The 26,354-nt window shown below is 63.0% G+C and carries 19 protein-coding genes; 6 read left to right on the forward strand and 13 right to left on the reverse strand.

Annotated elements, in window-relative coordinates; genetic code table 11:
- Window positions 1-127: 127 nt before the first annotated feature.
- The 13 genes from DAES_RS15155 to aprB all read right to left on the reverse strand — a co-directional run bounded on the left by DAES_RS15155 (window position 128) and on the right by aprB (window position 16,803).
- Window positions 128-1,318: an ABC transporter permease subunit gene (locus DAES_RS15155; protein WP_013515916.1), complete on the reverse strand. Its 1,191-nt coding sequence runs from the start codon at window positions 1,316-1,318 to the stop codon at window positions 128-130.
- Complete coding sequence (locus tag DAES_RS15160) at window positions 1,299-2,201, reverse strand: branched-chain amino acid ABC transporter permease (protein ID WP_013515917.1); 903 nt, start codon at window positions 2,199-2,201, stop codon at window positions 1,299-1,301. Before DAES_RS15160 ends, DAES_RS15155 begins: the two co-directional genes overlap by 20 nt.
- A gap of 70 nt (window positions 2,202-2,271) precedes the next feature.
- A complete protein-coding gene (locus tag DAES_RS15165; protein ID WP_013515918.1) occupies window positions 2,272-3,423 on the reverse strand; it encodes a branched-chain amino acid ABC transporter substrate-binding protein in 1,152 nt (383 codons plus the stop codon).
- Window positions 3,424-3,461: 38 nt separating this feature from the next.
- Window positions 3,462-4,217 (reverse strand): ABC transporter ATP-binding protein, encoded by a 756-nt coding sequence (locus DAES_RS15170; RefSeq protein ID WP_013515919.1) that lies wholly within the window; start codon window positions 4,215-4,217, stop codon window positions 3,462-3,464.
- A gap of 413 nt (window positions 4,218-4,630) precedes the next feature.
- Window positions 4,631-5,659: a glycine betaine/L-proline ABC transporter substrate-binding protein ProX gene (proX, locus tag DAES_RS15175; protein WP_013515920.1), complete on the reverse strand. Its 1,029-nt coding sequence runs from the start codon at window positions 5,657-5,659 to the stop codon at window positions 4,631-4,633.
- Between the two features lie 47 nt (window positions 5,660-5,706).
- Window positions 5,707-6,534: an ABC transporter permease gene (locus tag DAES_RS15180; RefSeq protein WP_013515921.1), complete on the reverse strand. Its 828-nt coding sequence runs from the start codon at window positions 6,532-6,534 to the stop codon at window positions 5,707-5,709.
- A gap of 111 nt (window positions 6,535-6,645) precedes the next feature.
- Complete coding sequence (proV, locus tag DAES_RS15185; protein ID WP_013515922.1) at window positions 6,646-7,860, reverse strand: glycine betaine/L-proline ABC transporter ATP-binding protein ProV; 1,215 nt, start codon at window positions 7,858-7,860, stop codon at window positions 6,646-6,648.
- Window positions 7,861-8,554: 694 nt separating this feature from the next.
- A complete protein-coding gene (locus tag DAES_RS15190; RefSeq protein WP_013515923.1) occupies window positions 8,555-9,214 on the reverse strand; it encodes a hypothetical protein in 660 nt (219 codons plus the stop codon).
- A gap of 51 nt (window positions 9,215-9,265) precedes the next feature.
- Window positions 9,266-10,537: a quinone-interacting membrane-bound oxidoreductase complex subunit QmoC gene (gene qmoC / locus DAES_RS15195; protein ID WP_013515924.1), complete on the reverse strand. Its 1,272-nt coding sequence runs from the start codon at window positions 10,535-10,537 to the stop codon at window positions 9,266-9,268.
- Window positions 10,538-10,547: 10 nt separating this feature from the next.
- Window positions 10,548-12,830, reverse strand: coding sequence for a hydrogenase iron-sulfur subunit (locus DAES_RS15200; protein ID WP_013515925.1), 2,283 nt, complete (start codon window positions 12,828-12,830; stop codon window positions 10,548-10,550).
- Between the two features lie 3 nt (window positions 12,831-12,833).
- Entirely contained in the window at window positions 12,834-14,069 is a 1,236-nt protein-coding gene (locus DAES_RS15205) for a CoB--CoM heterodisulfide reductase iron-sulfur subunit A family protein (protein ID WP_013515926.1), read from the reverse strand.
- 166 nt (window positions 14,070-14,235) lie between these two features.
- On the reverse strand, window positions 14,236-16,233 hold the full coding sequence (gene aprA, locus DAES_RS15210) for an adenylyl-sulfate reductase subunit alpha (protein ID WP_013515927.1): 1,998 nt from the start codon (window positions 16,231-16,233) through the stop codon (window positions 14,236-14,238).
- A gap of 69 nt (window positions 16,234-16,302) precedes the next feature.
- A complete protein-coding gene (gene aprB, locus DAES_RS15215) occupies window positions 16,303-16,803 on the reverse strand; it encodes an adenylyl-sulfate reductase subunit beta (protein WP_013515928.1) in 501 nt (166 codons plus the stop codon).
- Window positions 16,804-17,424: 621 nt separating this feature from the next.
- Between aprB and sat the strand changes: the two genes are divergently transcribed.
- From sat to DAES_RS15245, 6 genes are all read left to right on the forward strand, one after another.
- The gene (sat, locus tag DAES_RS15220; protein ID WP_013515929.1) at window positions 17,425-18,705 is read left to right on the forward strand and encodes a sulfate adenylyltransferase; all 1,281 of its coding nucleotides are present in this window, start codon (window positions 17,425-17,427) and stop codon (window positions 18,703-18,705) included.
- A 186-nt stretch (window positions 18,706-18,891) separates the two neighbouring features.
- Complete coding sequence (locus DAES_RS15225; RefSeq protein WP_013515930.1) at window positions 18,892-20,646, forward strand: chorismate mutase; 1,755 nt, start codon at window positions 18,892-18,894, stop codon at window positions 20,644-20,646.
- Window positions 20,615-20,917 carry a hypothetical protein gene (locus DAES_RS15230; protein WP_013515931.1) on the forward strand — a complete coding sequence of 101 codons (303 nt, stop codon included), beginning with the start codon at window positions 20,615-20,617 and terminating at the stop codon, window positions 20,915-20,917. Before DAES_RS15225 ends, DAES_RS15230 begins: the two co-directional genes overlap by 32 nt.
- A 113-nt stretch (window positions 20,918-21,030) precedes the next feature.
- On the forward strand, window positions 21,031-22,977 hold the full coding sequence (locus DAES_RS15235; RefSeq protein ID WP_013515932.1) for an aconitate hydratase: 1,947 nt from the start codon (window positions 21,031-21,033) through the stop codon (window positions 22,975-22,977).
- 89 nt (window positions 22,978-23,066) lie between these two features.
- Window positions 23,067-24,965: a SurA N-terminal domain-containing protein gene (locus DAES_RS15240; RefSeq protein WP_013515933.1), complete on the forward strand. Its 1,899-nt coding sequence runs from the start codon at window positions 23,067-23,069 to the stop codon at window positions 24,963-24,965.
- Between the two features lie 159 nt (window positions 24,966-25,124).
- A complete protein-coding gene (locus DAES_RS15245; protein WP_013515934.1) occupies window positions 25,125-26,339 on the forward strand; it encodes a CgeB family protein in 1,215 nt (404 codons plus the stop codon).
- Window positions 26,340-26,354 lie beyond the last annotated feature (15 nt).

Here is a 26,354-nt window from a genome sequence, read left to right on the forward strand (position 1 = left end):
TCCTAAGCACCTTCCAAAACTTTTTGGGTAAATGGCGCTGGCAGGGCTGTGGCCAGCCAAGGTTCGGACGCGCCGTTTTCTTCATTCATTGTCATTTGCCCAAGGCGCGCCCAACTCCGGCCTCTCCCTACTCCATCTCCTCGGACCTGCGGCCCACGCGCTTGGCGGGCCACAGCCCTGCCGGGCGGATGAGCATCATGGTGCACATGACCCCGCCGAACACGAGCATGCGGTAGAGCTCGAAATCGCGGAAAAGCTCGGGCAGGGCCACCAGGGCCAGCACGCCGAGGATGACGCCGGGGATGGAGCCCATGCCGCCGAGCACGACCATGGCCAGGACCATGGCCGATTCAAGAAAGGTGAACGACTCCGGGCCGACAAAGCGCATGCGCGCGGCAAAGAACGCCCCGGCCAGCCCGGCGAATGTCGCGCCCATGGCATAGGCCAAGAGCTTGAGAAGAAAGGTGTTCACGCCCATCAGCTCGGCAGCGGTCTCGTCCTCGCGGATGGCCTCCCAGGCGCGGCCAATGCGCGAAAAATTGAGCCGGTAGACCGCCAGCACGGTGAACACGGCGATGCCGAGAATGACGTAATAGAGCGAGGAGAGCGAGGCAAAGCCGAACCCGAACAGCTCGGGCCGGGGAATGGCCAGGATGCCGTTGGGACCGTTGGTCAGGGACATCCAGTTGTTGAGGATCAGGCGCACGATCTCGCCGAACCCCAGGGTGACGATGGCCAGATAATCGCCGCGCATGCGCAAGGTCGGGTAGCCGATGATGCAGCCGGAGATGGCGGCCAGGAGCGCGGCCACGGGCAGGCAGGCCCAGAACGACAGGCCGAAATGCAGGCTGAGCAGCGCATAGGCGTAGGCGCCCACCCCGTAGAAGGCGATGTAGCCGAGGTCGAGCAGTCCGGCCAGCCCCACGACAATGTTCAGGCCCAGGCCCAGACAGATGTAGATGAGCACCGAGATGGCCACATCGTTGCCGTAGCGGCCCGCGAACTGGGGGTAAATCAGGGCCGCGACCAGAACCACGGCCAGGAGCGCCCAGGTGGGGGCATTCTCGTAGCCGCTGCGCACCGCGTCGCGCGCCTTGGCCAGGGGCGTGCCGATGAAGTCGAGCCTGCCCAATCGGTGGGCGTGATAGATGGCCACGATAACCACCGCAGCCACCGCGATCCGGCTGAAGACCGCCCAGGTCTCGGAAAATTGCAACCCTTCGGGCCTGATGCCCAGCAGCGGCCACAGCAGCATCAGGAACCAGAAAAGCCCGATGCCAAGGCCGATCCACAATCGCTTAGACTCTTGTATCGTCAACGTTCTCTCCCATGATGCCGGTGGGCTTGAAGTAGAGCACTGCGATCAGGATGACGAAGGCGAACACGTCCTTGTACTCGCCGGAGATGTATCCTGCGGCAAAGATCTCGACCATGCCGATGATGAGCCCGCCGAGCATGGCCCCGGTGATGTTGCCGATGCCGCCGAGCACGGCTGCGGCAAAGGCCTTGATGCCGGGCACAAAGCCCATGGAATAGCTGACCGTGCCGTAATACAGGCCGACCATGATGCCCGCGGCAGCGGCCAAGCCTGCGCCAATGGCAAAGGTCAGGGCAATGATGTGGTTGGCGTTGATGCCGACCAGGGCGGACATGACCTTGTCCTGGGCCGTGGCGCGCATGGCCTTGCCGATGCGCGTCTTGAAGACCAGGAGGTTGAGGGCCAGCAGCAGGAAGGCGGTCAGGGCCACGATCAGGCACTGCATGTAGGAGATATAGAGCCCGCCGAGCTGGAACCCGCCCGCCGTGATCTCGGTGGGATAGGCCACGTCGTACTGGCCCTGGGTGAGCATCAGGCCATTTTGCAAAAAAATGGACATGCCCAGCGCGGACAGGAGCACGGCCAGGCGCGAGGCCTGGCGCAGGGGGCGATAGGCCAGCCGCTCCACGGCCATGGCCAGCAGGGCGCAATAGAGCATGGCCAGGACCAGCCCGATGCCCAGGCAAAGGTAGGGGTGCACGCCCTGGGCCGCCAGCCAGGAGATGAAGATGACGCCCATGTAGCCGCCTGCGGCAAAGAACTCGCCATGGGCGAAGTTGATGAGCTGGATGATGCCATAGACCATGGTGTAGCCCAGGGCGATGAGCGCGTACACGCCGCCCAGCGTCAACCCGTTGATGAATTGCTGAATGAAATAATCCATGAGGTTCCAGGAGTGGCGGAGCCCTGCGCGCGCAGGGCTCCGCTCTCGAAGTTGCAGGTGTCCTTGCGGGCTAGTACTTCTGGCCGGTCAGGGAGTTCCAGTAGGGGACGAACTGGCCGTCCTTGACCTGGTAGACCGTGTAGTTGGAGCCGGAGTCGCCCTTCTCGTCGTAGCTGACCTTCTTGGACGCGCCGTCAAAGGAGAGCTTGAGCAGCTCCTCGCGCACCTTGGCCGGATCGGTGGTGCCAGCGGCCTTGACGGCCAGCATGTAGGCCATGGCCGAGTCGTAGGAGTAGGCGGAGTACGCGCCGGGCTCGGAGTACTTGGACGAGTAGTTGGCCTTGAAGTCCTTGTAGCCCTGGGTGTCGGTGTCGATGTCGCCGAAGGTGCAGAACATGCCTTCGGAATCGGCCTTGGCAAACTCGATGAGCTTGGGATGGTACACGGCGTCCTGGCCCATGAGGATGGCGGTGATGCCCATGCGGCGGGCCTGGATGACCATGGTGGCACCCGAGGACGAGTTTTGCAGGGAGATGTAGAAGAGGTCGGGGTTCTTGTCCTTGACCATGGTCAGGACGGCGGAGAAGTCCTTGTCGCCCTGGTTGACGTGGTCGTGACCGAGCACCTCGATGCCCGCTTCCTTGGCGGCAGCGGCCACGCCGTCGGCCATGCCCTGGGAGTAGGTAGTCTTGTCGTCCACGATGAAGACAGTCTTGACGTTCTCGACTTCCTTCATGAACTTGACGGCAGCCGGGGCCTGATGGTCGTCACGGCCACAGGTGCGGAACATGTAGGGCAGCCCGCGCTCGGTGACGGTGGGGCTGGTGGAGGCCGGGGTGATCATGATGATGTTTTCCTCGGCCAGGGTCTCGGAGGCCGGGATGGTTGCGCTGGAGCAATAGGCGCCGATGACGGCGGGAACCTTGTCGTTGATCAGCTTGTTGGCGGCGGCCACGGCCTGCTTGGGATCGCAGGCGGAGTCGGTGGGCACCACGACGATGTCGGTATAGCCCGGAATGCCACCCTGGGCCTTCATGACCGCCACGGCGGCCTCGGTGCCCTGCTTGATGTCGTTGCCGTCAGCGGCATAGGGACCGGTCAGGGGGGACAGGGTTCCGATCTTGAGGATCTGATCTGCCTTTTTCTCCTCACCGCCGCCGCAGCCCGCCAGGACCAGGGCCAGAGCGGCCAGGGCCACTCCAAGTACGAATAACCTTTTCATTGACACTCTCTCCGTTGTTGCGGTTGAGACCAGCCTCTCTACTGGCCCAGATATGCCTCAATCACGTCGGGGTTGCGCTGAATCTCCTCAGGCCGCCCCTCGGCGATCATTACACCGTGGTCAAGCACGACGATGCGGTTGCAGATGCCCATGACGACCTTCATGTCGTGCTCCACCATGAGCACGTTGATGCCAAGCTCGGTAATGTGGCCGATGGACTGCATCAGCTCCATGGACTCCGACGGGTTCAGGCCCGCGGCAGGTTCGTCGAGCAGGATGGTCTGCGGCTCGCTGGCCAGGGCGCGGGCGATCTCGAGCCTGCGCTGATGGCCGTAGGGCAGGTTGGACGCGATCTCGTCCGCCCGGTCGCCAAGGCCCATGAAGTCGAGCGCCTGCTGAGCCTTGGCCTGAATGCGCGCCTCTTCGCGGCGCTGGGCCGGGCTGCGCAGGATGGCACCAACCACGCCCGCGCCAGAGCGGCTGTGCTGCGCCACCATGCAGTTCTCAAGGGCGGTCATGTTCTGGAAAAGCCGGATGTTCTGAAAGGTGCGGGCAATGCCCATGGACAGGACCTGAAAGGGCCGCAATCCGGTAATCTGCCTGCCGTCATAGGTCGCCTTGCCCGAAGACGACTTGTACACGCCGGTGATGACGTTGAAGACCGTGGTCTTGCCGGCTCCGTTGGGGCCGATCAGCCCCACCACCTCGCCCTCGGTCAGGGAGAATGAAACGTCTGTCAGCGCCTGCAAACCGCCAAAGCGCACACAGATGTCGTCAAGAATGAGCTTTGCCATAACTATCCGGGCAGAAAGTAAAAAACACCAGTTTTTCCATGCAGCACGATCGCCGCCACAACGGGCCGGCCCGCCAGAGGCGGTACATGTGTGGGACAGGACGAATATCCCTACCCCATTTGCAGAAAAATGTCTAATCCTCGCCGCCGCACACGTGCTGGCGATCAAAGTTTCTGACAATTGCAGCAATTCGAAACTTTGTTCTGACAGAACACTCAACCGCCGCGCGCCATTCGCCATGCGCTGGCCCAAGGTGTTGATTCACCCAAGCAACAGGCGTGACTCCGACCAACGCGTTATAGCCCATGTGCCGGGAGCGACACGCAAAAGCCGGGGCCGGAGCCTGTGCTCCGCCCCTGGCACCGGGCTTTCGTCACTCCCCTGGGATGGTGTTCCAGGGGTCTGCCGCCGGGCTACTTGGCCGCGTCGCGCGCCGCCTTGAGCCAGCCATCCCAGGTGGTCTTGTTTGCGGCGATCCATGCATCGACATGCGTTTCGATGAACTTCTGGGACTTCTCGCCCTCGTTCATGCGGGCGTTCTGCGCATTGATGTCGGCAAGGGGCAGGGTGAAGTCCTCGAAGAACTTCCGCGCCGCCGGGTTGTCGTTGAGAAACCGGCTGTTGGCGACAATCCGGATGTCCGAAACCACGAAACCGAGCTCGATGGGGTCGGAGACCGCGCCCTCGACACCAGCGACGGTCATGCGATCCACGGCGGATTTCTGGGCCTCGCTCGGCTTGATGCCGGGCACGTTGATCCACATGACATCCACACCGGGCTTGAACTTGAAGGTGGTCCAGTTGGGGGTCCAGGTGTAGAAGAAGACCGGCTTTCCGCTCTTGTACGCGCCCACGGCATTGGCCATGCCCGCCTCGTAGGAGGCCTTGACCGGGTTGATGAAGTCGCGCAGGCCATACGCGTCCATGTGATGGTCAATGACCTTTTCGCAACCCCAGCCCGCAGGGCAGGCGGTCAGGTCGGCCTTGCCATCGCCGTTGGAGTCGAACGCCTTGATCACTTCCGGGCGCTTGAAGTCGTCCAGGGACTTGATATTGAACTCCTCGACATGCTTCTTGGAGACCAGATACCCCTGGAGTCCGCCAGCCTTGGCCACATATCCGACGAGTTCTGCCTTGGCCGCGAAATCGCCCGGCAGCTGGGCCTCGTGCATGGGGAACCAACCGTTGGTCCAGTAGTCCAGATCGCCCAGGGCGATGGACGTGTAGGCCAGGGGATTGGCGAGATCCTTGGGCTTCTTGACCGTGTAGCCAAGCTCTTCGAGGCCGCGGCGCACGAGCGCCTCCTGGAAGAAGCCGGTATTCCAGGTGGCCCTGGCCGGGCTTGCGGTCACGCCCTGGCCGGGTTTGTCGGCAGAGGCCGGGGCCGTGGATGCCAGCGCGAGCACGCAGGCCGCGGCGAGCAGGATCTTCTTCAGTTTCATATGTCCTCCTGATGGTGGGGGTTGAACACCGCCTTACTGGCAGCGCGTTATCTCCGGGCCATGGACTGGGTGATGCGGTCGAGAATGATGGCCATGAGCACGATGCCCAGACCGCCGATGACCGCCCGGCCTATGTCCAGGGTGTTGAGGCCGAGCACCACGGGCGAGCCGAGTCCGCCCGCGCCGATGAGCGCGGCGATGACGACCATGGACAGGGCCATCATGATGGTCTGGTTGAGCCCGGCCAGGATGGTGGGCATGGCCAGGGGCACCTGCACCCGCAGCAGCACCTGGGTCCGGGTGGCCCCAAAGGCCTGGGCAGCCTCGATCAGTTCGGGGTGAACCCCCCGGATGCCGAGGCTGGTCAGCCGGATGATGGGCGGCAGGGCAAAGATGATGGTGGCCAGCACCCCGGCCACGTTGCCCACGGAAAACAGCATCACGATGGGCACGAGATAGACAAAGGCCGGGGTGGTCTGCATGGCGTCGAGCACTGGACGCAGGGCCGACTCGAACCGGTCGCTACGGCCTGCGGCGATGCCCAGTGGGATGCCGACCACGAAGCAGAAGACCACTGACGACAGGACCATGGCCAGGGTGGTCATGGAATCCTCCCACAGGCCGAGCAGGCCGATGAGGACCATGGACCCCAGGGTGAAGACCGCCATGCGCTTGCCCACGAACCGCCACGCGACAAACACCACCGCCGCGATGACCATGAGCGGATGCAGGGCGTTGAGGCCAGCGTCAAGGCCGTTGAGGGTCTGCTCCACCGGCCACTTGAGGGCCTGGAAAATGTCGCGGTGGTTCGTGACCAGCCAATCGACGCCGTTTGACACCCAAAGATCGAGGGGAATGACTTGTTCTTCAAACATATGCGCTCCTGTGCCGTGACAGGCGATTGAATTGAGGGATGGGGCTGCTCGAGAATGTGCGTGTGCGTCGCGCGGTGCGACGACGTACCCGGACATCTTCGAACAACCGGCCTATGCCGGGGCCGACATCTCCTGCTCAGTGCGGTGCAGTGTCCTGAGGAACCGGTTCTTGGACACCACGCCCCTGTATTTGCCATCGGCGTCCACCACCGGGATCGGGTATGGCCGCGAGGCGACCAGGGGCAGAATGTCCTGCATGTTGTCGGTCATGACCACCGGAACAGCGCCCTCGATGAAGGCCTGATCCAGGGGCGAATCCGGAGCGCCGCGCTCCATGCACTCACCGATGGAATCCGCAGAAACCACGCCCAGGAACCGCCGCTTGGGGTCGAGGATGTAGGCGTAGTCTCGGTCGCTGCCGCTGATGATCTCGTGCACGGCCCGCAGGCTGCCCTGCTTGGCCCTGATGACCGTGGGGTGGCTGTCGCGGGCGATATCACCAGCCGAGATGACCCCGGTGGGGTCCACCCCGCGGAAAAAGGCGCGCACATAGTCGTCCGCCGGGTTGCGCAGGATTTCTTCTGGCGTGCCCACCTGGACCACCCGGCCCCCTTCCATGATGGCGATGCGGTCGCCGATGCGCAGGGCCTCATCCAGATCGTGGGAGATGAAGACAATGGTCCGCTTATGCTCCTCCTGGAGCTTGAGCAGCTCGTCCTGCATCTCGGTGCGGATGAGCGGATCAAGGGCCGAGAACGCCTCGTCCATGAGCAGGATGTCCGGGTCCACGGCCAGACTGCGGGCCAGGCCGACCCGCTGCTGCATGCCGCCCGACAGCTCCTTGGGATACGACTCCTCCCACCCGGCCAGCCCCACCTGGGCCAGGGATTCGCGGGCGCGCCCGTAGCGCTGCTCGCGCCCCACCCCGGCCAGTTCCAGCCCAAAGGCCGCGTTGTCGAGCACATTGAGATGCGGCATCAGGGCAAAGGACTGAAAGACCATGCTCATGTTATGCAGACGAAAGGTGACCAGTTCGTCGTGGCCCATGGCGGTCACGTCCTGGCCGTCCACAAACACCGTGCCCGCCGTGGGTTCGATGAGCCGGTTGAGCAGCCGCACGATGGTGGACTTGCCCGACCCGGACAGCCCCATGATCACGAATATCTCCCCGGCCTCGATGGAGAAGGAGGCGTTGTCCACGCCCACGTTCATGCCGGTTTGCTCATGGACCGAGTCCTTGTCCTGCCCCTGCCGCAACAGGCCCATGGCTTTTTGCGGATTGGGACCAAATATCTTGTACAATCCTTCAACACGTATTTTTTCCATATGATTCTCCATGAATGATTGGGCAGGGGCGGACTGTTCTGGGCCAGATTGTTTCTGGGCCAGCCAGAAAACACTTGCAGGGGCGGGAGGCTCAGAGCACCGGGTAACGGTCGCGAAGGCCCCGGAACGCGGTGGGAGAGGAAGTAGACCTGGGCGCTGCCGGCCGCCGGTCGCCGGGGAACAGTGCATGGCCTCGCGCAGTGGCGCACGTCCGGCAGACTGCAACTTTTCTATGCAATGCTTGCTGCAACAAGAGTTTAGTCATGCACTAGATGTGAGTTGACAATGTATCGAACGCAAATACAACAATATACATTGCCATTTTTCCCGGTTAACAGCGAAGCATTCTTTAGTTTTGACTTCAGTGATTGAAATCAACTTGTTGAGACAACTGGTCACGGTAAAACGCCACTTCGACAGAATAGACAATATATAAATCGAAGAGTAATGTCAAACGCATGAAAACCTGCAATTCATACGTCACCCGCGACACGCGCTTAACCGTTGTACGCCAAGGGTATCCGCTGGCTGCGGATTCTGCTGCCGCCCTCCCTGCCGCCCTCCCTGCCGCCCTCTGGCGGCCAAGCCCTGACTCAACACCCGGCCCATCATTCCACCACACGCAAAAGGCCCCTGCACGCGGGGTGCAGGGGCCTTGATGATGCGATCGATCAGGCGCGGACGAAACTGGCGCTTACCAGGTGTCGCCGCCAAAGGCGTCGCCGCCGAGGCCGAAGTCGGCTTCGGGCTCGCCGCCCACCTGGGGACCGGTGGACATGTCGGCAGAGGCGGCGGCACCTGCGCCTGCGCCACCGGCAACACCGGCGACAACCACGCCCTGGCTCTTGACCTTCTCCACCTCGGCCATCAGGTCGGTGAGCTTCTTGCTCATCTCGTCCAGCTTGCTGGAGGCCACGGTGACCTTCTGCTCGCCAGCCGCGTTCTGAGCGGCCACGGTCTTGGCCTGGGCCTCCAGCGGGCCGATCTTGGCGGCCAGATCAGCCTTCTCGGCGGTCAGGGCGACCACCTGGGCCTTGAGGGCTTCGTTCTCGGCCTTCAGGGCACCGAGCACGGCCAGCACCTTCCTGGCGCGGGCTGCCTCGCCCTCGGGCAGGGCTTCGATCTTGACCTGGTTGCCGAGCTTGGCGATGTCGCCCTCGGCGTATTTGGTCAGGCCGGGCTCCTGCTCATAGATCCAGGCCTTGGACAGGGACTGCGCCACCGGGGCGAACTCCGCGTCAAGGGTCTCGGCCTGGGTGATGTATGCCAGCATATCGAGTTGAGTCTGGTCAGCGGCGTCGCCGCGCAGAACAGACACAAAAGAGTTCATGGGGAATACCTTAGCTTCAGCCATTTGATGCCTCCTTAACTAAGTAAGCTTCTTTAAGTATGTTCACCCGGACGACTATCTGTCGGCGCCCATGGGGATGCGGCCAATCTTCTTGGCGTAGGACAGTGCCACAGTACGGTACACGAGGTGGCCCAGCTTGGACCAGGGCAGGTACGCAAGCATCATGAAGACCGCGATCAGGTGTACGTAATAGGTCGGGTAGGCAAGCACCTCGGCCCCGACGACCCGGAAGATCATGGCGCCGATGCCGGTGCCGAAGATGACCCAGACCAGGGTGATCAGGTACCAGTCATACCAGCTGGAGGACTGCTTGGCAGCATCCAGGTTGACCCGCCGCCGGGTCAGCGCCACGAGACCGTACACGCCCAGACCCGCGCCGAACAGGGCCAGCAGCTTGATCGGGTGGTAGAACGGCATCGGGGTGTGGCCGATGGCGGACACGATGTCGCCCAGGCCGGTGATGCCCAGGGCCCGGAGCAGCCAGCCGCCCCAGTGGCCTGCGGCCACGGTGCCGGTGACGATCAGGAGGGCGATGAAGGCAAACATGAGCCAGCGGTGGCCCTGGGCGCGCTTCACGTCCAGTTCGTCGGCATCGGCAGCGTTGCAGTCGTTGAACTGGGTGTGCTGCAGGATTTCGTACTGCACGGTGTCGATCAGCGCCTGGAGCATGGTCGGGGCGGACTTGCGGCCCACGATGAACGTCTTGGGCTGGGAGTCGAACGCCTTGAGCATGTTGCGAACACCGGCGAAGAACGCCCAGACCATGAACGCGAACACGAGCATGAAGACCGGGTCGATGGTGTAGTCGCCGGGGAACAGACCGCCGAAGACGATCTTGCCGTCAGCAGCCGGAATCCAGGCATGGTTCGCCGCGTCCCACTCGAAGCGGGGCAGGAACGAGCCGACCTTGCCGGCCATGACCACCCAGATGATGCCGTAGAGCAGGGCCGGGATGGCTGCCAGAGGCAGCAGTCCCGCCGGGCTGCTCATCCACTTGCCAATGAGGGGCAGCGGGCCCAGGTTGCGGTAGGCCATGTTGCGAAGCGCCGAGAGCAGGTCGCCCGGCTTGGCACCGCGCGGGCACAGGTCGGAGCAGGTGCCGCAGTTGTGGCACAGCCAGATGTCTATATCATTGACCAGGCGGTCCTTGAGACCCCACTGGGCCCAGACCATCTCCTTGCGGGGATAGGGGTTGTCGTCCGGCGAAAGCGGGCAGACAACCGAGCAAGTGGCGCACTGGTAGCATTTCTTCAAAGAGTCGCCGCCGACGGCTTGCAACTCTTTCACGAACTTAAGGTCCGGTTGTACCTTTACGGTGTTGGACATTCCGTACCTCCTAGTAGCCCTTGAACGGGTTGGGGCCGAAGTTGGTGACAATATTCGAGACGAATGCATCGATCATGTCGGGTACCTTGTCGTACATGTCGATGGAAACCTCGTACTGCTCGACGCGTTCGGGCTCGACACCGAGGCGGCCCAGAGACTCGGCGATGTTCTCCTTGCGGCGGTTGCACAGCTCGGAGCCCTTGACAAAGTGGCACTGGTAGTCGTCGCCGAACTTGCAGCCCAACAGCATCAGGCCGTCAACGCCCTTGCTCATGGCATCGGCCACCCAGATGGCGTTGACCGAGCCGAGGCAGCGCACCGACAGGAAGCGCACATAGGGGCTCCAGTTGCGTCCGCGCATGGCGGCCATGTCCAGCGCCGGGTAGGCGTCGTTCTCGCAGACCAGGACGATGACGCGCGGGCCGCCAGCGTCCAGGGTGTCGGGTACCTTGACTTCCTTGATGGCCGAACCGATCTGGTCGATGCCGTAGTTGGCAAAGGAGATGACACGCTCCGGGCAGGCACCCATGCAGGTGCCGCAGCGGCGGCAGCGGGTCGGGTTGGGCATCGGCGTTCCCTTCTCGTCGTCATCCAGCGCGCCGAACGGGCACTCCTCGGTGCACCGCTTGCACTGGGTGCAGCGCATGAAGTTGAACTCCGGGAAGCTCAGGTCGCCCGAGCGGGGATGCACGGACATGCCCCGGTTGGCCGACTCGATGCACTGGATCGCCTTGAGGGCGGCTCCGGCCGCGTCCTCGGCGGCGAGACCCAGGCCCATGGGCTGGCGCACGCAACCGGCGGCGTAGACGCCGGTACGGCGGGTCTCGTAGGGGAAGCAGATGTAGTTGGAGTCCGCAAACCCGTCGAACAGCTCCAGATCCGGGAAGGCCGGACCCTGGCGGTAGACGAAGTTCATGACCGGATCAGCCGCCGTGGTGGGCACGATGGCCGTGGGCACCACAACGATGTCGGCGTAGATGGCGATGTCGTCGCCAAGCAGGGTGTTCTTGGCCTTGACGACCACTTCCCCGCCCGCTTCCTCGACTGCGGTGACAGTGCCCTTGGTCAGCATGACGCCCGGATCGTCCTGGGCGGTCTGGTAGTATTTCTCGTTGATGCCCGGCACCATCATGTGGTCGTAGATGATGTAGGCCACGGCGTCGGGAGCCAGTTCGCGCACGTAGTTGGCCTGCTTGAGCGCGACCAGGGAGGTCAGCTCCGAGCTGTAGGCCAGGTGCTTGGCGGATTCCTTGTCCTCGTACGCGAAGACCTCGCACGCGTCGGACGCGTCGGCGGGCTGGTCTTCCTTGCAGGGCATGTCTTCCGGGGCTGCGCAGGCTGCGCCGCACGCATCGTAGTTGATGCCCTTCATGAGCAGGCTGGTGTCCACGATGAAGGCCACGGAGGACGGGGTCTTGCCTGCAGCGGTCTTGATGCCGCCATTCTTGGCCATGGCCTCGAACTCGGCAGTGGTGACCACGTTCTTGATCTTGCCGTAGCCGAGCGGGGCCAGGAACTTGCCCTTGCCAGGCACCCAGCCGGTGGCCATGACCACAGCGCCGATCTCGTATTCGGCACCGGCGATGGTGGCCTTGTACTTGGCCGGGGCTCCGGCCAGGGACTCGACCGTGGCACCGGTGATGACCTTGATCTTGTCGTTGGCCTGCACATCGGCGATCAGTTCCTTGACGCCGATCTCCTGGGTCTTGTCACCAAAGGAGCCGGACAGGGGGAACGACTTGTACATGGTGGCAGCCTTGCCGCCCAGGGTGTCGGATTTCTCGACCAGGACCACCGGGTAGCCCAAGCTGGCGACGTTGAGCGCGGCGTTCAGGCCCGCGTAGCCGCCGCCGACCACCAGCACAGTCTTGAAGGCGTCAGTAATTTCAGGATTGGGAATCCGGCTCTTGGTGAGCTTGGAGATTCCCATGTTGATGTAATCCTTGGCGATGACTTCCATCTGGCCAGGGAAGGCCGGGTCGTTCTGGAAGGACCACACGCAATGCTCGCGCAGGTTGACCCGCTCCACCTGGATTTTGGAGCCGAACTTGAACACGTCCCACTTGGCGCGGGGCGAACAGGCGCAGCAGACCACACCGTCCAGACCGTGTTCAGCGACATCGGCTTCGATTTGGGCCTTGCCCTCGGGGCTGCACAGCACCGGGTTGGACTTGGCCACCGCGACCGCAGCGGAGTGCTTGCCTCCGGCTGCGAATTGGGCCAGGGCGTCGACATCGAGACTCGCTCCGATGTCGCAGCCTCCACAGATATATACTCCAAGCTTTTCAGCCATTGGTTACCTCCCTACCACGGTTTTGATTGCCCGCATCGCGGCGGCGGTGCCGGACTGGGCAGTCTTCATGACGTCAAAGGGCTGCTTGGCGCAACCGGCGGCGATGATGCCATCGCCGTCAATGACAAAACCGTCGGCATCGACAGCGCCGGCAGGGACCCTGAGGCCCGCGATGCTCGGCTGCATGCCGGTGGCGAGGACCACCATGTCGAACTTCTCTTCGGTCTTGATGCCGGTGATGGCATTCTCCACAGTGACCACGGGGTTGCCTGCAGCGTCCTGCACGATGGCGGCAACCTTGCCCTTGACCAGGGTCAGTTTGTCGTCCGCCTCGGTCATGACCTTGAACTTGTCGTAGCGGCCCGGAGTGCGCAGGTCGATGTAAAAGACCGTGACATTGGCGTCACTGCGCTCGCGGACGTAGCGGACATGCTTCAGGGAAGCCATGCAACAGATATAGGAACAGTAGTTGAGATGGTTCTGGTCGCGGGAACCGGCGCACTGGACAAAGGCGATCTTCCTGGGCTCGACACCGTCGGAAGGGCGCAGGATCTTGCCGCCGGTAGGGCCGTTGGGGGCCGCCAGCCGCTCAAACTGCATATTGGTGACCACGTTCTTGAGCTTGCCGCCGCCGAGGTTGGTCAGGTTGGCGACATCATAGGGCTTCCAGCCGGTGGCCACGACAATGGCACCGACCTTGAGCTCCACGGTCTTGGCCGCATCGTCGAGGTCAACCGCGTCATACTTGCAGGCGTCCCTGATGGCAGCCAGCTCGGAATCGGACGCGTTGTCCGCGTCCACCACGTAGCGCATGGGAAACATGAACGGATGGGTCTTGTAGGCAACCTTGCGGGTGCCGACACCAAAATCGAACTCGGAAGAGACTGTGGTGGAAGCGGCCTTCTCGCAGTCGCCGCAGGCGGTGCAGCGCTCGTTCACGTAGCGCGGACGCTGCGTGATCATGACATCGTAGTTGCCGGCGGAACCGGAAACAGACGTCACGCTGGCCATGGTCAGGACCTTGACTTTGGGGTTGTTCTTGATGCGTTGAAACTGGATCTCCAGACCGCAGGACGGGGGACACAGCTTCGGGAAATACTGATTGAGCTGCGCAACCCGTCCACCGAGGTAGGGATTGGTTTCAACGATGTACACCTCGTAGCCCACTTCGGCAGCTTCGAGGGCGGCGGTGATTCCTGCGAACCCTCCGCCTACAACGAGAATACTGTTATTCGACATTCTCTTCATTCCTCCCGAATAATGTTGAGGCTCAGCCAAAAAATGGCCTAAACCCGGACCGGGAGCGGCATCCCGGCCCGGATTCAGACCATTTTAGCCCCGGCAGATGGGAAAGTGACCGCGGGCCGGGGGCCCGCGGTCACGGGTCGATCACTACCTATGCAGCTTAGGCGTCGGGGATGATCTTGACGTAGGGCTTCTTGAAGATAGTGGTCACGCCAGTGGCGGGATCGTACTTCGAGTTGCAGAAGCACTTCCACTTGGTATCGTCCAGGCCCATGAAGTCGCCGCGGTAGTAGAAGCCCGGGTAACGGGATTCCTCGCGGAACTCGATGTGCTGCATGTGCAGGCGGACGGTCCACAGGCGGTGATACTGCTCCCAGCAGCGCATCAGTTCGTGCAGGTCACGAGCCGCGAGCTTCTTGGAGTCTTCTTCCATCATGCCGAGCAGCCAGAAGCCGGTGCTCAGCAGAGCCTTGGAGGTCATGTACAGGGTGATAACGCCGCCGCCGTACTCATCGGTGCACTTGACAAGGCGCATCATGAAGTTGTGCGGGGTGATGTAGGCCGGGTTGACGACCGGGTCGGTGGAACCGCCCTTGTGGGCCTCGTAGGTGTACCAGGGCTGGTAGATTTCCTTGGCCAGGTCGGCAGCCTTTTCCTTCAGCGTGGGCTTGAAGTCCTTGTGGTCAACGCACCAGCGGACCATCTGCTTGCCGACGATGCGGCCTTCAGCATGGGAACCGGAGGAGAACTTGTGACCGGAAGCGCCGACACCGTCTGCACAGGTCCAGAGACCGTTGACGGTGGTCATGCGGTTGTAGACCTTGCCGTTGTCGGCCTTGATCTTGTAGGACTCAGGAACCCAGGACTCGTCCGGACCGGAGCACCAGATACCGCAGCAGCCGGAGTGGGAACCCAGGAGGTACGGCTCGGTGGGCATGATCTCGGAACCGCGATCCTCGGGAGCGCAGTTGGTGGCGGCCCACAGGTTGGCCTGGCCGACGCACATGTCGAGGAAGTCTTCCCAAGCCTCGGACTCGAGGTGCTTCCACTCGGGACCGGTCAGGTCGCCGTTGACCGTGTTCAGCAGGGCGGTCTTGGTGTCCATGAAGATCGGGCCGCGGCCTTCACGCATTTCACGGAGCATCATGTGGTTGCGCAGACAGGTGGGGATGATGTGACCCTTGGCGTAGCCGCGATCCTCGTAAGGCTTCAGCATGGCGCGGTTGGTGACGCAGTAGTCCTCACCCTTGTAGTTGGTGGCTTTGGCCTTGAAGAGCAGGAACCAAGCGCCGACCGGACCGTAACCGTCCTTGAAGCGGGCGGGCACGAAGCGGTTTTCCATCATGGTCATCTCGCCGCCGACCTGGGCAACCATGGTGTAGGTGGAACCAGCGTTCCAAACCGGGTACCAGGCGCGGCCCATGCCCTCACCGGTGGAGCGGGGGCGGTAGACGTTGACAGCGCCGCCGCAGGCGACGACGCAGGCGTTGCAGGTGTAGACGTACACCTTGTTCTCGCGGGTGGAGAAGCCGACGGCACCGGCAATGCGGTTGGGCTGCTTGGCATCCAGGAGCATCTTGACGATGAAGACACGCTCAACGTAGCGGTCCTCGCCGATGGCGTTCTTGGCGGCCTCGGCCACGATGCACTTGTAGGACTCACCGTTGATCATGATCTGCCAGCGGCCGGAACGGACCGGCTCGGCACCCTTGCGGATGGCCAGGCCTTCGGCCTTGGCCTTGCCGCCGTCAACGTTCTTGCCGTCCTTCTTGACCCAGACGGGGAGGCCCCATTCTTCGAAGAGGTGGACGGAATCGTCAACGTGGCGGCCCACGTCAAAGATCAGGTCTTCGCGAACCAGGCCCATGAGGTCGGTGCGGACCATGCGGACGTAGTCGTCCACTTCGTTGGCGCCGATGTAGGTGTTGATGGCGGACAGGCCCTGGGCCACGGCGCCGGAGCGCTCGAGGGCAGCCTTGTCAACCATTTCCAGGGTCAGGCTGGGGTCAACCTTCTGGATCCAGCGCATGGCCTCGAAAGCCACGCCGCAGTTACCCATACCACCACCGACGAGCAGGAGATCGACGTGTTTCTCGACGATTACCGGCTCGGCCAGTGCCACACCTTTGGAAGCTTCTTTGCTGGGAAGCAGAGGCATAATTTCCTCCTAGGATTATTCTTGTTTCAAGCAGTCAAAAAACGACAAATCAACGCAAGCGCCCGTGAATTACACGAGGTTCGCGTAGTCTTCCGCCTTCCACTCTTTCTTCAGATCAGCCTCGGTAACGGCAGCCTGCTCGCTGATGGCGGCCTTGGGGGCGACCAGCGCGGTCTCGGTGAAGAGCAGCTCGTTTTCGAGGTCGGTCGGCTCGGGCTTGCCCTCAAAGGGCTTGATGGAACCTTCAGGGGTGGTGCGGATGGGGAATTTGAAACGCTTCACGTTGCCATTGCGGAACTTGACGGTCCACATGATGTCTTCAGCGGAGCGCATCGGGATGGAGGTACCACCCATGGGGGCGAAGTCGGCGTACGGACGGGCTTCAATAGCGCCCTGGGGGCAAATCTTCACGCAGGAGTAACATTCCCAGCACGCAGACGGCTCCTGGTTGTATGCCTTCATCGCGTCGGCATCCAGGATCATCAGATCGTTAGGGCAAATGTACATGCAAGCGGTCTTTTCGCCACCCTTGCAGCCGTCACATTTTTCCGGGTTAACAAAGGTCGGCATAACTTCTCCTCCTAAATAGGGTTTTATTATTCACAATAACCGACGTCCTCTACCTAAACAAAAATTGCTCCACCCTTGTGTGTTGGATGGGAATTTCGGATTACCAAGACTGCAACCCCCTTGTCAACGTGAAAGTGAATTTTTTAACAAGCTCACCACTTTCACCCCTGACAAGGGGCGTTTTCCCTCCCTGCCAAGGACAATTCAGCTCCACTCTGCCATAAACAGGGGTTTTGAGGCCGTCTGACAGGGTCTGACCACTCAGTATTACCATGTTTCTTAGTGTAATTTTCGAGCCCAGTGCAAGCGTTTTTTGACCTCAGCGGGAAACAATCTCGTGAACAATGCAATCCACCGGAAAACCACCTTAAAAAGGCCCCTTTCCCGGCCTCCGAGTCTAGAAAAAATCGCGAACTATTCTAGCTTTTCCAACACCACTGCCTGATGCGCGAACGTCACCCTTGCGCCGGAAAAAACCGCTTGACACGACTTTCACAAACGTACGATAACAGCGTACCCTGCAATCTGGGAAATAATCATGGTCAAAAAGCGCTCACTTGAACGCGCCATGAACATTAAGGCAATGGATTCTTTCAACAAAACATTCATTAGGAGGCTTACATGTCCAAACTCGTAGCACCGCACGGTGGAAAAGGGCTCGTCTGCTGCCTTCTCGAAGGCGCAGAACTCGCTGCTGAAACCAAGAAGGCCGCTGGCCTCAAGAAGATCGAAATCTCCTCCCAGGAGAAGGGCGATCTTATCATGATGGGCATTGGCGGCTTCTCCCCGCTCAATGGCTTCATGGGCAAGGCCGACTGGAAGAGCGTCTGCGAGAAGATCACCCTGTCCGACGGCACTTTCTGGCCCATCCCCGTCATGCTCGCCACCGAGGACGCCTCCATCAAGTCCGGCGAGGAGATCGCCCTTGAGCGCAACGGCGTTGTGATGGCCACCATGAAGGTCACCGAGGTTTTCGAGCTTTCCAAGGATGAAAAGACCTGGGAATGCGAGAAGGTCTACAAGGGCGAAGGCGCTGACAGCCAGGGCGACTTCATGGGCGTTGCCACCAAGGACCACCCGGGCGTGCAGATGGTTCTGGCCCGCAAGAAGTTCTGCCTGGCCGGCCCGGTGAAGGTGCTCTCCGAGGGCGACTTCCCCACCAAGTTCCCCGGTGTCTACAAGACCCCTGCCCAGCTGCGCACCGAGATGGACGCCAAGGGCTGGGGCGACGTGGCCGCCCTGCAGCTCAGGAACCCCATGCACCGCTCCCACGAGTACCTGTGCAAGATCGCCGTGGAAGTCTGCGACGGCGTTGTCATCCACTCCCTGGTGGGTGCCCTCAAGCCCGGCGACATCCCGGCTGAAGTCCGCGTCAAAGCCATCGACACCCTGGTCGAGCACTACTTCGTGAAGGATAACGTGATCCAGGCCGGCTACCCGCTGGACATGCGCTATGCTGGCCCGCGCGAGGCCCTGCTCCACGCCACCTTCCGTCAGAACTACGGCATGAACAAGCTCATCGTCGGTCGTGACCACGCTGGCGTCGGCGACTTCTACGGCATGTTCGAGGCCCAGACCATCTTCGACAAAATTCCCTACGCCAACTCGGCCTGCCCCGATCCTGGCAAGGCTCTGCTCACCAAGCCCCTGAAGATCGACTGGACCTTCTACTGCTACAAATGCGACGGCATGGCCTCCCTGCGCACCTGCCCGCACGCCAAGGAAGACCGCGTCATCCTGTCCGGCACCGCCCTGCGCAAGGGCCTGTCCGAAGGCGCCCCGATTCCTGATCACTTCGGTCGCGAAGAGGTTCTGGACATCCTGCGCGCATACTACGCTGGCCTGACCGAAAAGGTCGAAGTCAAGATGCAGAAAGCCGCCTCCGGCGCTTCCATGAAGTAAGCAGGCCCACGCCTGACGGCTCTACGGGGAGGCAGCCACGGCTGCCTCCCCTTTTCACATCCGGCCTTGCGGGGCCGGAAATGTCGCCCCCCAGGCCGGGGCTTGCCACTCCGTGTCTTTCAGTATAGAGAACCGGTTCCCCTTTTTTGGGGGACCCATATCATTAATAAGGAAGACGGCAAGACGATGATCAAAATCCGCAAGGAAGACGGCAGGGGTGTCTCCGGCGACAGCCGACGCAAGAGCGACAGGCGGCCAGGCCGCGACGGCGCGCCCAGGAATTTCACCAAACGCCCCCCCCGGCCCGAAAGCAGACGCGACGCGGCAGGCGACCACATCGAATCCGACGAGGATTTCGCGGACAAGTCCGTGGATGTAGCCCAGCACCGGTTCACCGACATTTCCGAGATCGACACGCAGATTTTGCAACTGCTTGAAAAGCGCTCCTTCCTCATCCGCAAGGAAGGCGCGTGGCGCAAATCCCGGCAGAAATCCCTGGTCGATCCCAAGCTCGAAAAGCTCCTGCGCGGCTCCCTGGACCAGACGGCCAGTGATCTGGGCCTGGATGCCAAGCTGGCCCGCTCCCTGTTCACGCTGCTCAACCAGTTCTCCCTGGCCGACGCGCGCAAGAAGTTCACCGGCGACGGCTACAAGCTCGCCCCGCGCGTGGAGCCTGTGGATGCGGCCATCACCGGCCCGCGATCCTTCCGCCACACCCGGATGATGCTGGCCATGGCCGCCAGCTCCGGGGCACGCGCCATCCTCGCGCCCGTGACCATGAACGCGCCCAACAAGGACTTGGCCAAGGCGCTCAAGCAGGTGGGCGCGCCCATCCACTGGGACGACGACTTCATCCGCAACGACGGCGGCAGCACCCTCGGCTTTGAGGGAAACATGGTCTTTGTAGGCGAGGATTCCTTCAATTTCTACCTGCTCCTGGCCCTGGCCCTGGGCCACGCCGGGCGGTGCAAGTTCACCGGCAAACCCGGATTGCAGCTCATGGACATCGCGGCCCTGAACAAGGTGCTGCCGAGCCTGGGCGCGCGTCTGGTGCCCATGAATCCCAACAACCCCGGCCTGCCCGCCCGCCTCGAATGCGGCGGCGTCATGGACAAGGCAGTCACCCTGCCCGGCTCGCTCGACCCGGACTTTGCCGCGGCCCTGACCCTGGCCGCCTGGTCGTATCCGGGCGGGCTGACCATCAGGGGGCTCGGCCCGGACGCCCGCGAGCGCGTGGCCGAGGCCGTTGAAGTGCTCACCAGCTGCGGCATCAAGGCCGAGCTGTCCGGCGACACGGTCACGGTCAGCCACGGCATCCCGGTCATCGAGGAGGAGCCGCTGCTCCCCCTGTCCGTGTCCCTGTGCAGCATGCTCATGGCCCTGCCCATCATGTCCGGCGGCTCCATCAACATCCAGGGCACCTGGCCTGCCAGCGACAAGGCCATGCGCATTGTGAAAGAGCTCACAAGCCTGGGCCTGCGCATCGACATGGCCACCGAAAACCTCATTGCCACCAAGGTGGCCGACATGCCCGCCGATGCGGCCATCACCCTGGGCCGCGACCCGGAGCTGCGGCCCCTGGCCCTGGCCCTGGCCCTCAAGGGGGGAGCCGCGACCATACAGGGCGCGCCGGACGACACCATCATCGAGCTGCTCGACCGCATGGGCGCGGCCTATGAGGAGAGCAAGGACAGCATCACGCTCAAGCCCGGCTCCAAGACCTGGGACGGCACCTGGTTCAGCCCGGACCCGGTCTGGTCCATGGGCTGCGCCCTGGCCGCCTACGCCGTACCCGGCATCATCCTTGAAAACCACGGCGAAGTGACCTCCACCTGGCCGGAATTCTGGAACTTCTACAATTCCCTCCCCTCCGGCAAGATGAAACCCAAACCGGTCACGGAGAAGAACGATGACACACGCAGACGAATCAAGATCCGATAATCCCCGGCTGTCCGAGGATATCCCCACCCTGCAGGCCGAAATAGCCAGCCTCACCCAGGAGCGCGAGAAGACCATCCAGACCATCCGCGCCCTGATGGCCGCCGAAAGGCCCAAGGAAGGCATCTACCACAACGCGGAAATTTTCGAGCTCCAGCGCGACAAGCTGCGCCTGGACGTGGACATCCAGTTCCGGGTGAACAAGATCAACCGGATAAACCTCGGCATCGACGGCCTCAGCCCCAGCGAACCGAGAGACGGATTCCTGTTTTAACGATCCCCGCAGGCGCGCGGGCCGGGTTGTGAGAGGTCCGGCCTTTTTCCGCACAGGGCGCGCACGCGGGACACGAGAGACCCGACACCTTTAAGACCTTGCAGGAGCGGCAGATGGGCAAGAGCATCACCCACAAGATCATTGAGAAGCACCTCGTCTCGGGCGAGATGATCCCCGGCCAGGAGGTCGGGCTGCGCATAGACCAGACCCTGACCCAGGACGCCACCGGCACCATGGCCTGGCTTCAGTTCGAGGCCATCAACATCGGCCGGGTCCGCACCGACCTGTCGGTCAGCTATGTGGACCACAACACCCTGCAGATGGGCTTTCGCAACCCGGACGACCACCGCTATCTGCGCACCGTGGCCGCCAAATCCGGCGCGATCTTTTCCCCGGCTGGCACGGGCATCTGTCACCAGCTGCACCTGGAGAACTTTGCCAAACCGGGCGCCACCCTGATCGGCTCGGACTCGCACACGCCCACGGCGGGCGGCATCGGCTCCATGGCCATGGGCGCTGGCGGCCTGTCCGTGGCCCTGGCCATGGCCGGCGAGCCCTACTTCATCCCCATGCCCAAGGTGGTCAAGGTCCACCTGACCGGCGCGCTGACCGGCTGGGCCCAGGGCAAGGATGTCATCCTCCACCTGCTCGGTCTGCTCACGGTCAAGGGCGGGGTGGGCAAGGTCTTCGAGTACGCCGGGCCGGGCGTGGCCGCCCTGTCCGTACCCGACCGGGCCACCATCACCAACATGGGCGCGGAGCTGGGGGCCACCACCTCCATCTTCCCGTCCGATGCTCGCACCCGCGATTTTCTGGAAAAGATGGGCCGCAGCTCCGACTTCATGGAACTTGTGGCCGATGCGGACGCCGTCTACGACGAAGTCATCGAGATAGACCTCTCCAGGCTTGAGCCCCTGGTGGCCCAACCGCACATGCCCGACCGGGTCTGCACGGTCAAATCCCTGGCGGGCAAGGCCATTGATCAGGTGGCCATCGGCTCCTGCACCAACTCGTCCTACTCGGACCTGAAAAACACCGCCCAGATCCTGGCCGGACGCCGGACCCCGCCCCAGACCGACCTGCTCATCTCGCCCGGCTCCAAGCAGGTGGTGAAACTGCTGGCGCACGAGGGGCTCATCGAGCCGCTGCTCGACGCCGGGGCGCGCATCCTCGAATGCACCTGCGGCCCGTGCATCGGCATGGGCGGCTCGCCGGTCAGCGCGGGCGTGTCCGTGCGCACCTTCAACCGCAACTTCGAGGGCCGCTCCGGCACCCAGGACGGCCAGGTCTACCTCGCCTCTGCCCAGACTGCGGCCCGGCTGGCCCTGGACGGACAGTTCACCGACCCCGCCACCTGGGGCGACGCGCCCGAGCGCGTGGAGCTGCCCATGGACGTGCCCTCCATCCGCGACCTGTTCGTGTTCCCGCCCAATGAGGTCGGAAAAGACGCCGGAGATGGCGCCGGGTCGGTGGTCATCCTGCGCGGCCCCAACATCGTGGCCCTGGAGGAATTCGACGCGCTGCCCGCCACCATCGAGACCACCGTGGCCCTCAAGGTGGGCGACAACATCACCACCGACCACATCCTGCCCGCGGGCGCGGAGATCACGGCCCTGCGCTCCAACATCCCGGCCATCAGCCAGTACATCTTCAGCCGGGTGGACAAGGAATTCGTGGCCCGCATCACCCAGGCGGGCACGGGCGTCATCGTCGGCGGCGAAAACTACGGCCAGGGATCGAGCCGCGAGCATGCGGCGCTTGGCCCGCGCCACCTGGGGGTCAAGGCGGTCATTGTCAAGTCCCTGGCCCGCATCCACCGGGCCAATCTGGTCAACTTCGGCATCCTGCCGCTCCTGCTCGTCAACCCCGGCGACTACGACGCGCTGGCCCAGGACGCGGGCCTGACCATCCCGGCCTCGGCAATCACGCCCGGCGGAACCGTGGACATCCGCCTCGCCAGCGGCGAATCCGTTGCCGTCACAAATGATTTGACCAAAAAGGAACTGGAGATTATCCAGTCAGGTGGCCTTCTCAATGCGGTTCGCAAGAACCAGGCATAGGGAATGCCCCGAAAAAAGAACCTGCATGAATGAAACCGCCGCCACGGACACCGGTCCGAGCGGCGGACAACAGGCATCGTGGAGTAGCAATGCTAGAGATAATGCGTGAAAACGCCTCCGGGTGGATCGTCAAGATCCTGTTTGGCATCATCATCGTGGTCTTTGTCTTCGCCTTTGGCATGAGCGGCCTTGAGACGGGTCAGGACCCGATCCTGGCCACGGTCAACGACCAGATCATCACCAGGGCCGAGTTCGAGGACGCCTTCCAGCGCGCCGCCGAAGGGGTGCGCACGGCCAACCCCGACGTGACCCCGGCCCAGTTGCAGGACCCGCAGTTCAAACAGATGGTCCTCGGCGAGTTGATCAACAGCCGGCTACTCCTGCACGAGGCCGCCCGCCTGGGCATCTCCGCCTCGGACGAAGAGGTCTTTGCCGCCATCACCCGCCAGTCCTACTTCTGGAATCAGGCCGGGGCCTTTGACCGCGACATCTACATGGCCGCCCTGCGCTCCATTCGCATGACCCCTGCCCTGTTCGAGGCCAACTTCAAGAACGAGATGATCGCGGGCAAGGTTCAGGACATGGTCCGCAAGACCGGCGTGGCCACCCCGGAGCAGGCCCGCCAGATATTCGACTGGGTCGGCGAGGAGGTCCGCGTGGACTACATCCTCTCCTCCCCTGCCGCCTTCGCGCCGCAAGTGCGTGTGGACGCCAAGGAGGTGGACGAATTCTACGCCAGCAACCAGGACAAGTTCATGGTCCCGGAGCAGGTCCGCATCCGCTACCTCGCCTTCACGCCCAAGGACCTCGCCGCCCGGCAGGAGGTCAGCGACCCGGAGATCGACGCCTACTTTGCGGCCAACTCCGCCAGCATGAAGCAGGAGGAACAGGTCAAGGCCAGTCACCTCCTGATCATGACCAGCGACTCGGATTCCGACGAGGAGCAGGCCGAGGCCCGCAAGAAGATCGACGCGGCCTACGCCAAGGCCAAGGCGGGCGGAGATTTTGCCACCCTGGCCCGCCAGAATTCCGAAGGCCCCAGCGCGGCAGGCGGCGGCGACCTCGGCTGGTTCGGGCGCGGCGACATGGTCCCGGAGTTCGAGCAGGCCGCGTTTTCCACCCCCAAGGGGCAGGTCAGCGAGCCGGTCAGAACCCAGTTCGGCTGGCACATCATTTACGTCGAGGACCGCAAGGAGGCCAGGGAACTTGCCCTTGACGAGGTCAGAAAGGACATCGCCATAGCCATTGCCGAAGAAAAGGCGGCGGAACGGGTCACGGACCTGCTTGATCAGGCCATGGACCGCCTTGTCTCCGGCATGACGCTTGACGCCGTGGCCGACGAGCTGGGCATGCTGGCCGTGACCTCCAGCCCCCTGCCCGAACAGGGGCTGGTCCAGAACTTCGGCCTGACCCCCGAGGCCGCCACGGTGGTCATGGACATCCAGAAGAACGAGTCGCACAAGACCCCGCTCTCCATCAACGGCGGCTACATGCTGGTGGAAAAGGTCGAGGACATCCCGGCTGCGCCGCTGCCCATCGACGAGGTGCGCGACGCCATCGAGGGAGCCATCACCCAGCAAAAGGCCGCGGCCCTGGCCATGACCGAGGCCCAGGAAATCCTGGCCCAGCTGACCGGCCCGGACAGCGCCGAGGCCGCCGCCAGATACGCGGCGCGCATCAAAACCTCCGAGCCCTTTGACCGCCAGGGCAATGTCCCGGCCCTGGGCCAGAGCCAGGCCCTGGCCGAAGCGGCCTTTGGCAGCGCGGGCAAGGAGTGGCTGCCCCAGCCCTTTGCCATGCAGCAAGGGATCATCGTGGCCCGCCTGAGCGAAGTCATCCCGGCTTCCGAGGAGACCTGGGCCGAACAGAAGGACGCCTGGATCGATCAGGCCAGCCAGAACTACCAGCTGGAAGTGCTCAACGCCTACATGACCGGGCTGCGCCAGCAGGCCGACATCGAGATCACCCGGCCCGACCTGCTCAACTAAGCCGGTCCGCCCCAAGGCAATCCCCCGCCCGCGCCGGTTCATGCCGGTGCGGGCGGTTTTCTTGGACCACCGGCAGGAAGGCGTCTCATCAGCTGCCATGACGCGCCATTTCACTCGCCGGAGTGGACAAAAGCCGGGCCTGCCGTTAGTGAGGGAACCATGCAAGCGTCCCCGAACACCTGGCCCAAGTTCCGCCGCACCACCCCGCGCATTCTGCTGCTCACCAGCCAGTACTTCCTGACCGGCGAGCTGGAGGCCGCGTGCCGTCGGCTGGGCGTGGAGCATCAGGTCATGGATTTCGGGGCCAGGGAGATGGACCTAGACACCTTTGTCTCCAGCATGCTCGCCGTGCTGACCGCCTTCAAACCCGACTTCGTGCTCACGGTCAACCACCTGGGCGTGGACCGCGAGGGCGTGCTGGCCGCCCTGCTCGACCGCTTCGACGTGCCCCTGGCCTCCTGGTTCGTGGACAACCCCCACCTCATCCTGGGCGCTTACCAGAACCTGCACGGCATGCGCACCGCCCTCTTTTCCTGGGACGCGGACAACATCGAGTCCTTGAAAGCCATGGGCTTCCGCCACGTCTTCCACCTGCCCCTGGCCGCAGACCCCACCCGGTTCACGCCGGGCCGGTCACGCCCTGTTGAGGCATGGCGGGCAGGCATCTCCTTTGTGGGCAACTCCATGCTGGGCAAGACCATCAAGCGGCTGGAAGCGGCCAACCCGTCGCCCAGGCTGGTCCAGGCCGGGATCATGGTGGCCCGTGCCTTCGGCGAATCCGAAGAGCGCTGCTCAGGCCGGTTCCTGGTCAGGAACTACCCGGAGCTGCGGACCGACTACGAGGCCCTTGGCACCCCGGAGCGCACCCAGGCCTTCGAGACCTTCATCACCTGGCAGGCCACGCTCCTCTACCGCCTCGACTGCGTGCTGCGCATCCTCGACCACGCCCCGCTCATCGTCGGCGACCCCGGCTGGAAAGAGCTGCTCAAGGGCCGCGACGACTGGCGATACCACGCCGAGCTCTCCTACTACGGCGATCTGCCGAACTTCTATCCGCAAAGCGAGATCAACTTCAACTGCACCAGCCAGCAGATGAAGGGCGCGGTCAACCAGCGCGTCTTTGACGTGCCGTGCTGCGGCGCGTTCCTGCTGACAGACTACCGCAGACAGATGGAGGAGCTGTTCGAGCCGGGCCGCGAGATCGTCTTCTTCAATCACCCGGACGAGATCCCCGGACTGGTGGACCTCTACCTGAACGATCCGCAAAAACGGCAGCGCGTGGCCCTGGCCGCCCGCAAGCGCGTGCTGGCCGAGCACACCTACGACCACCGCATGACCCGACTCATGGACATCATGCACGACACCTTCGCATGACCGCACCCAGGCCCT

This window comes from Pseudodesulfovibrio aespoeensis Aspo-2 (assembly GCF_000176915.2).
Classification (GTDB): domain Bacteria; phylum Desulfobacterota; class Desulfovibrionia; order Desulfovibrionales; family Desulfovibrionaceae; genus Pseudodesulfovibrio; species Pseudodesulfovibrio aespoeensis.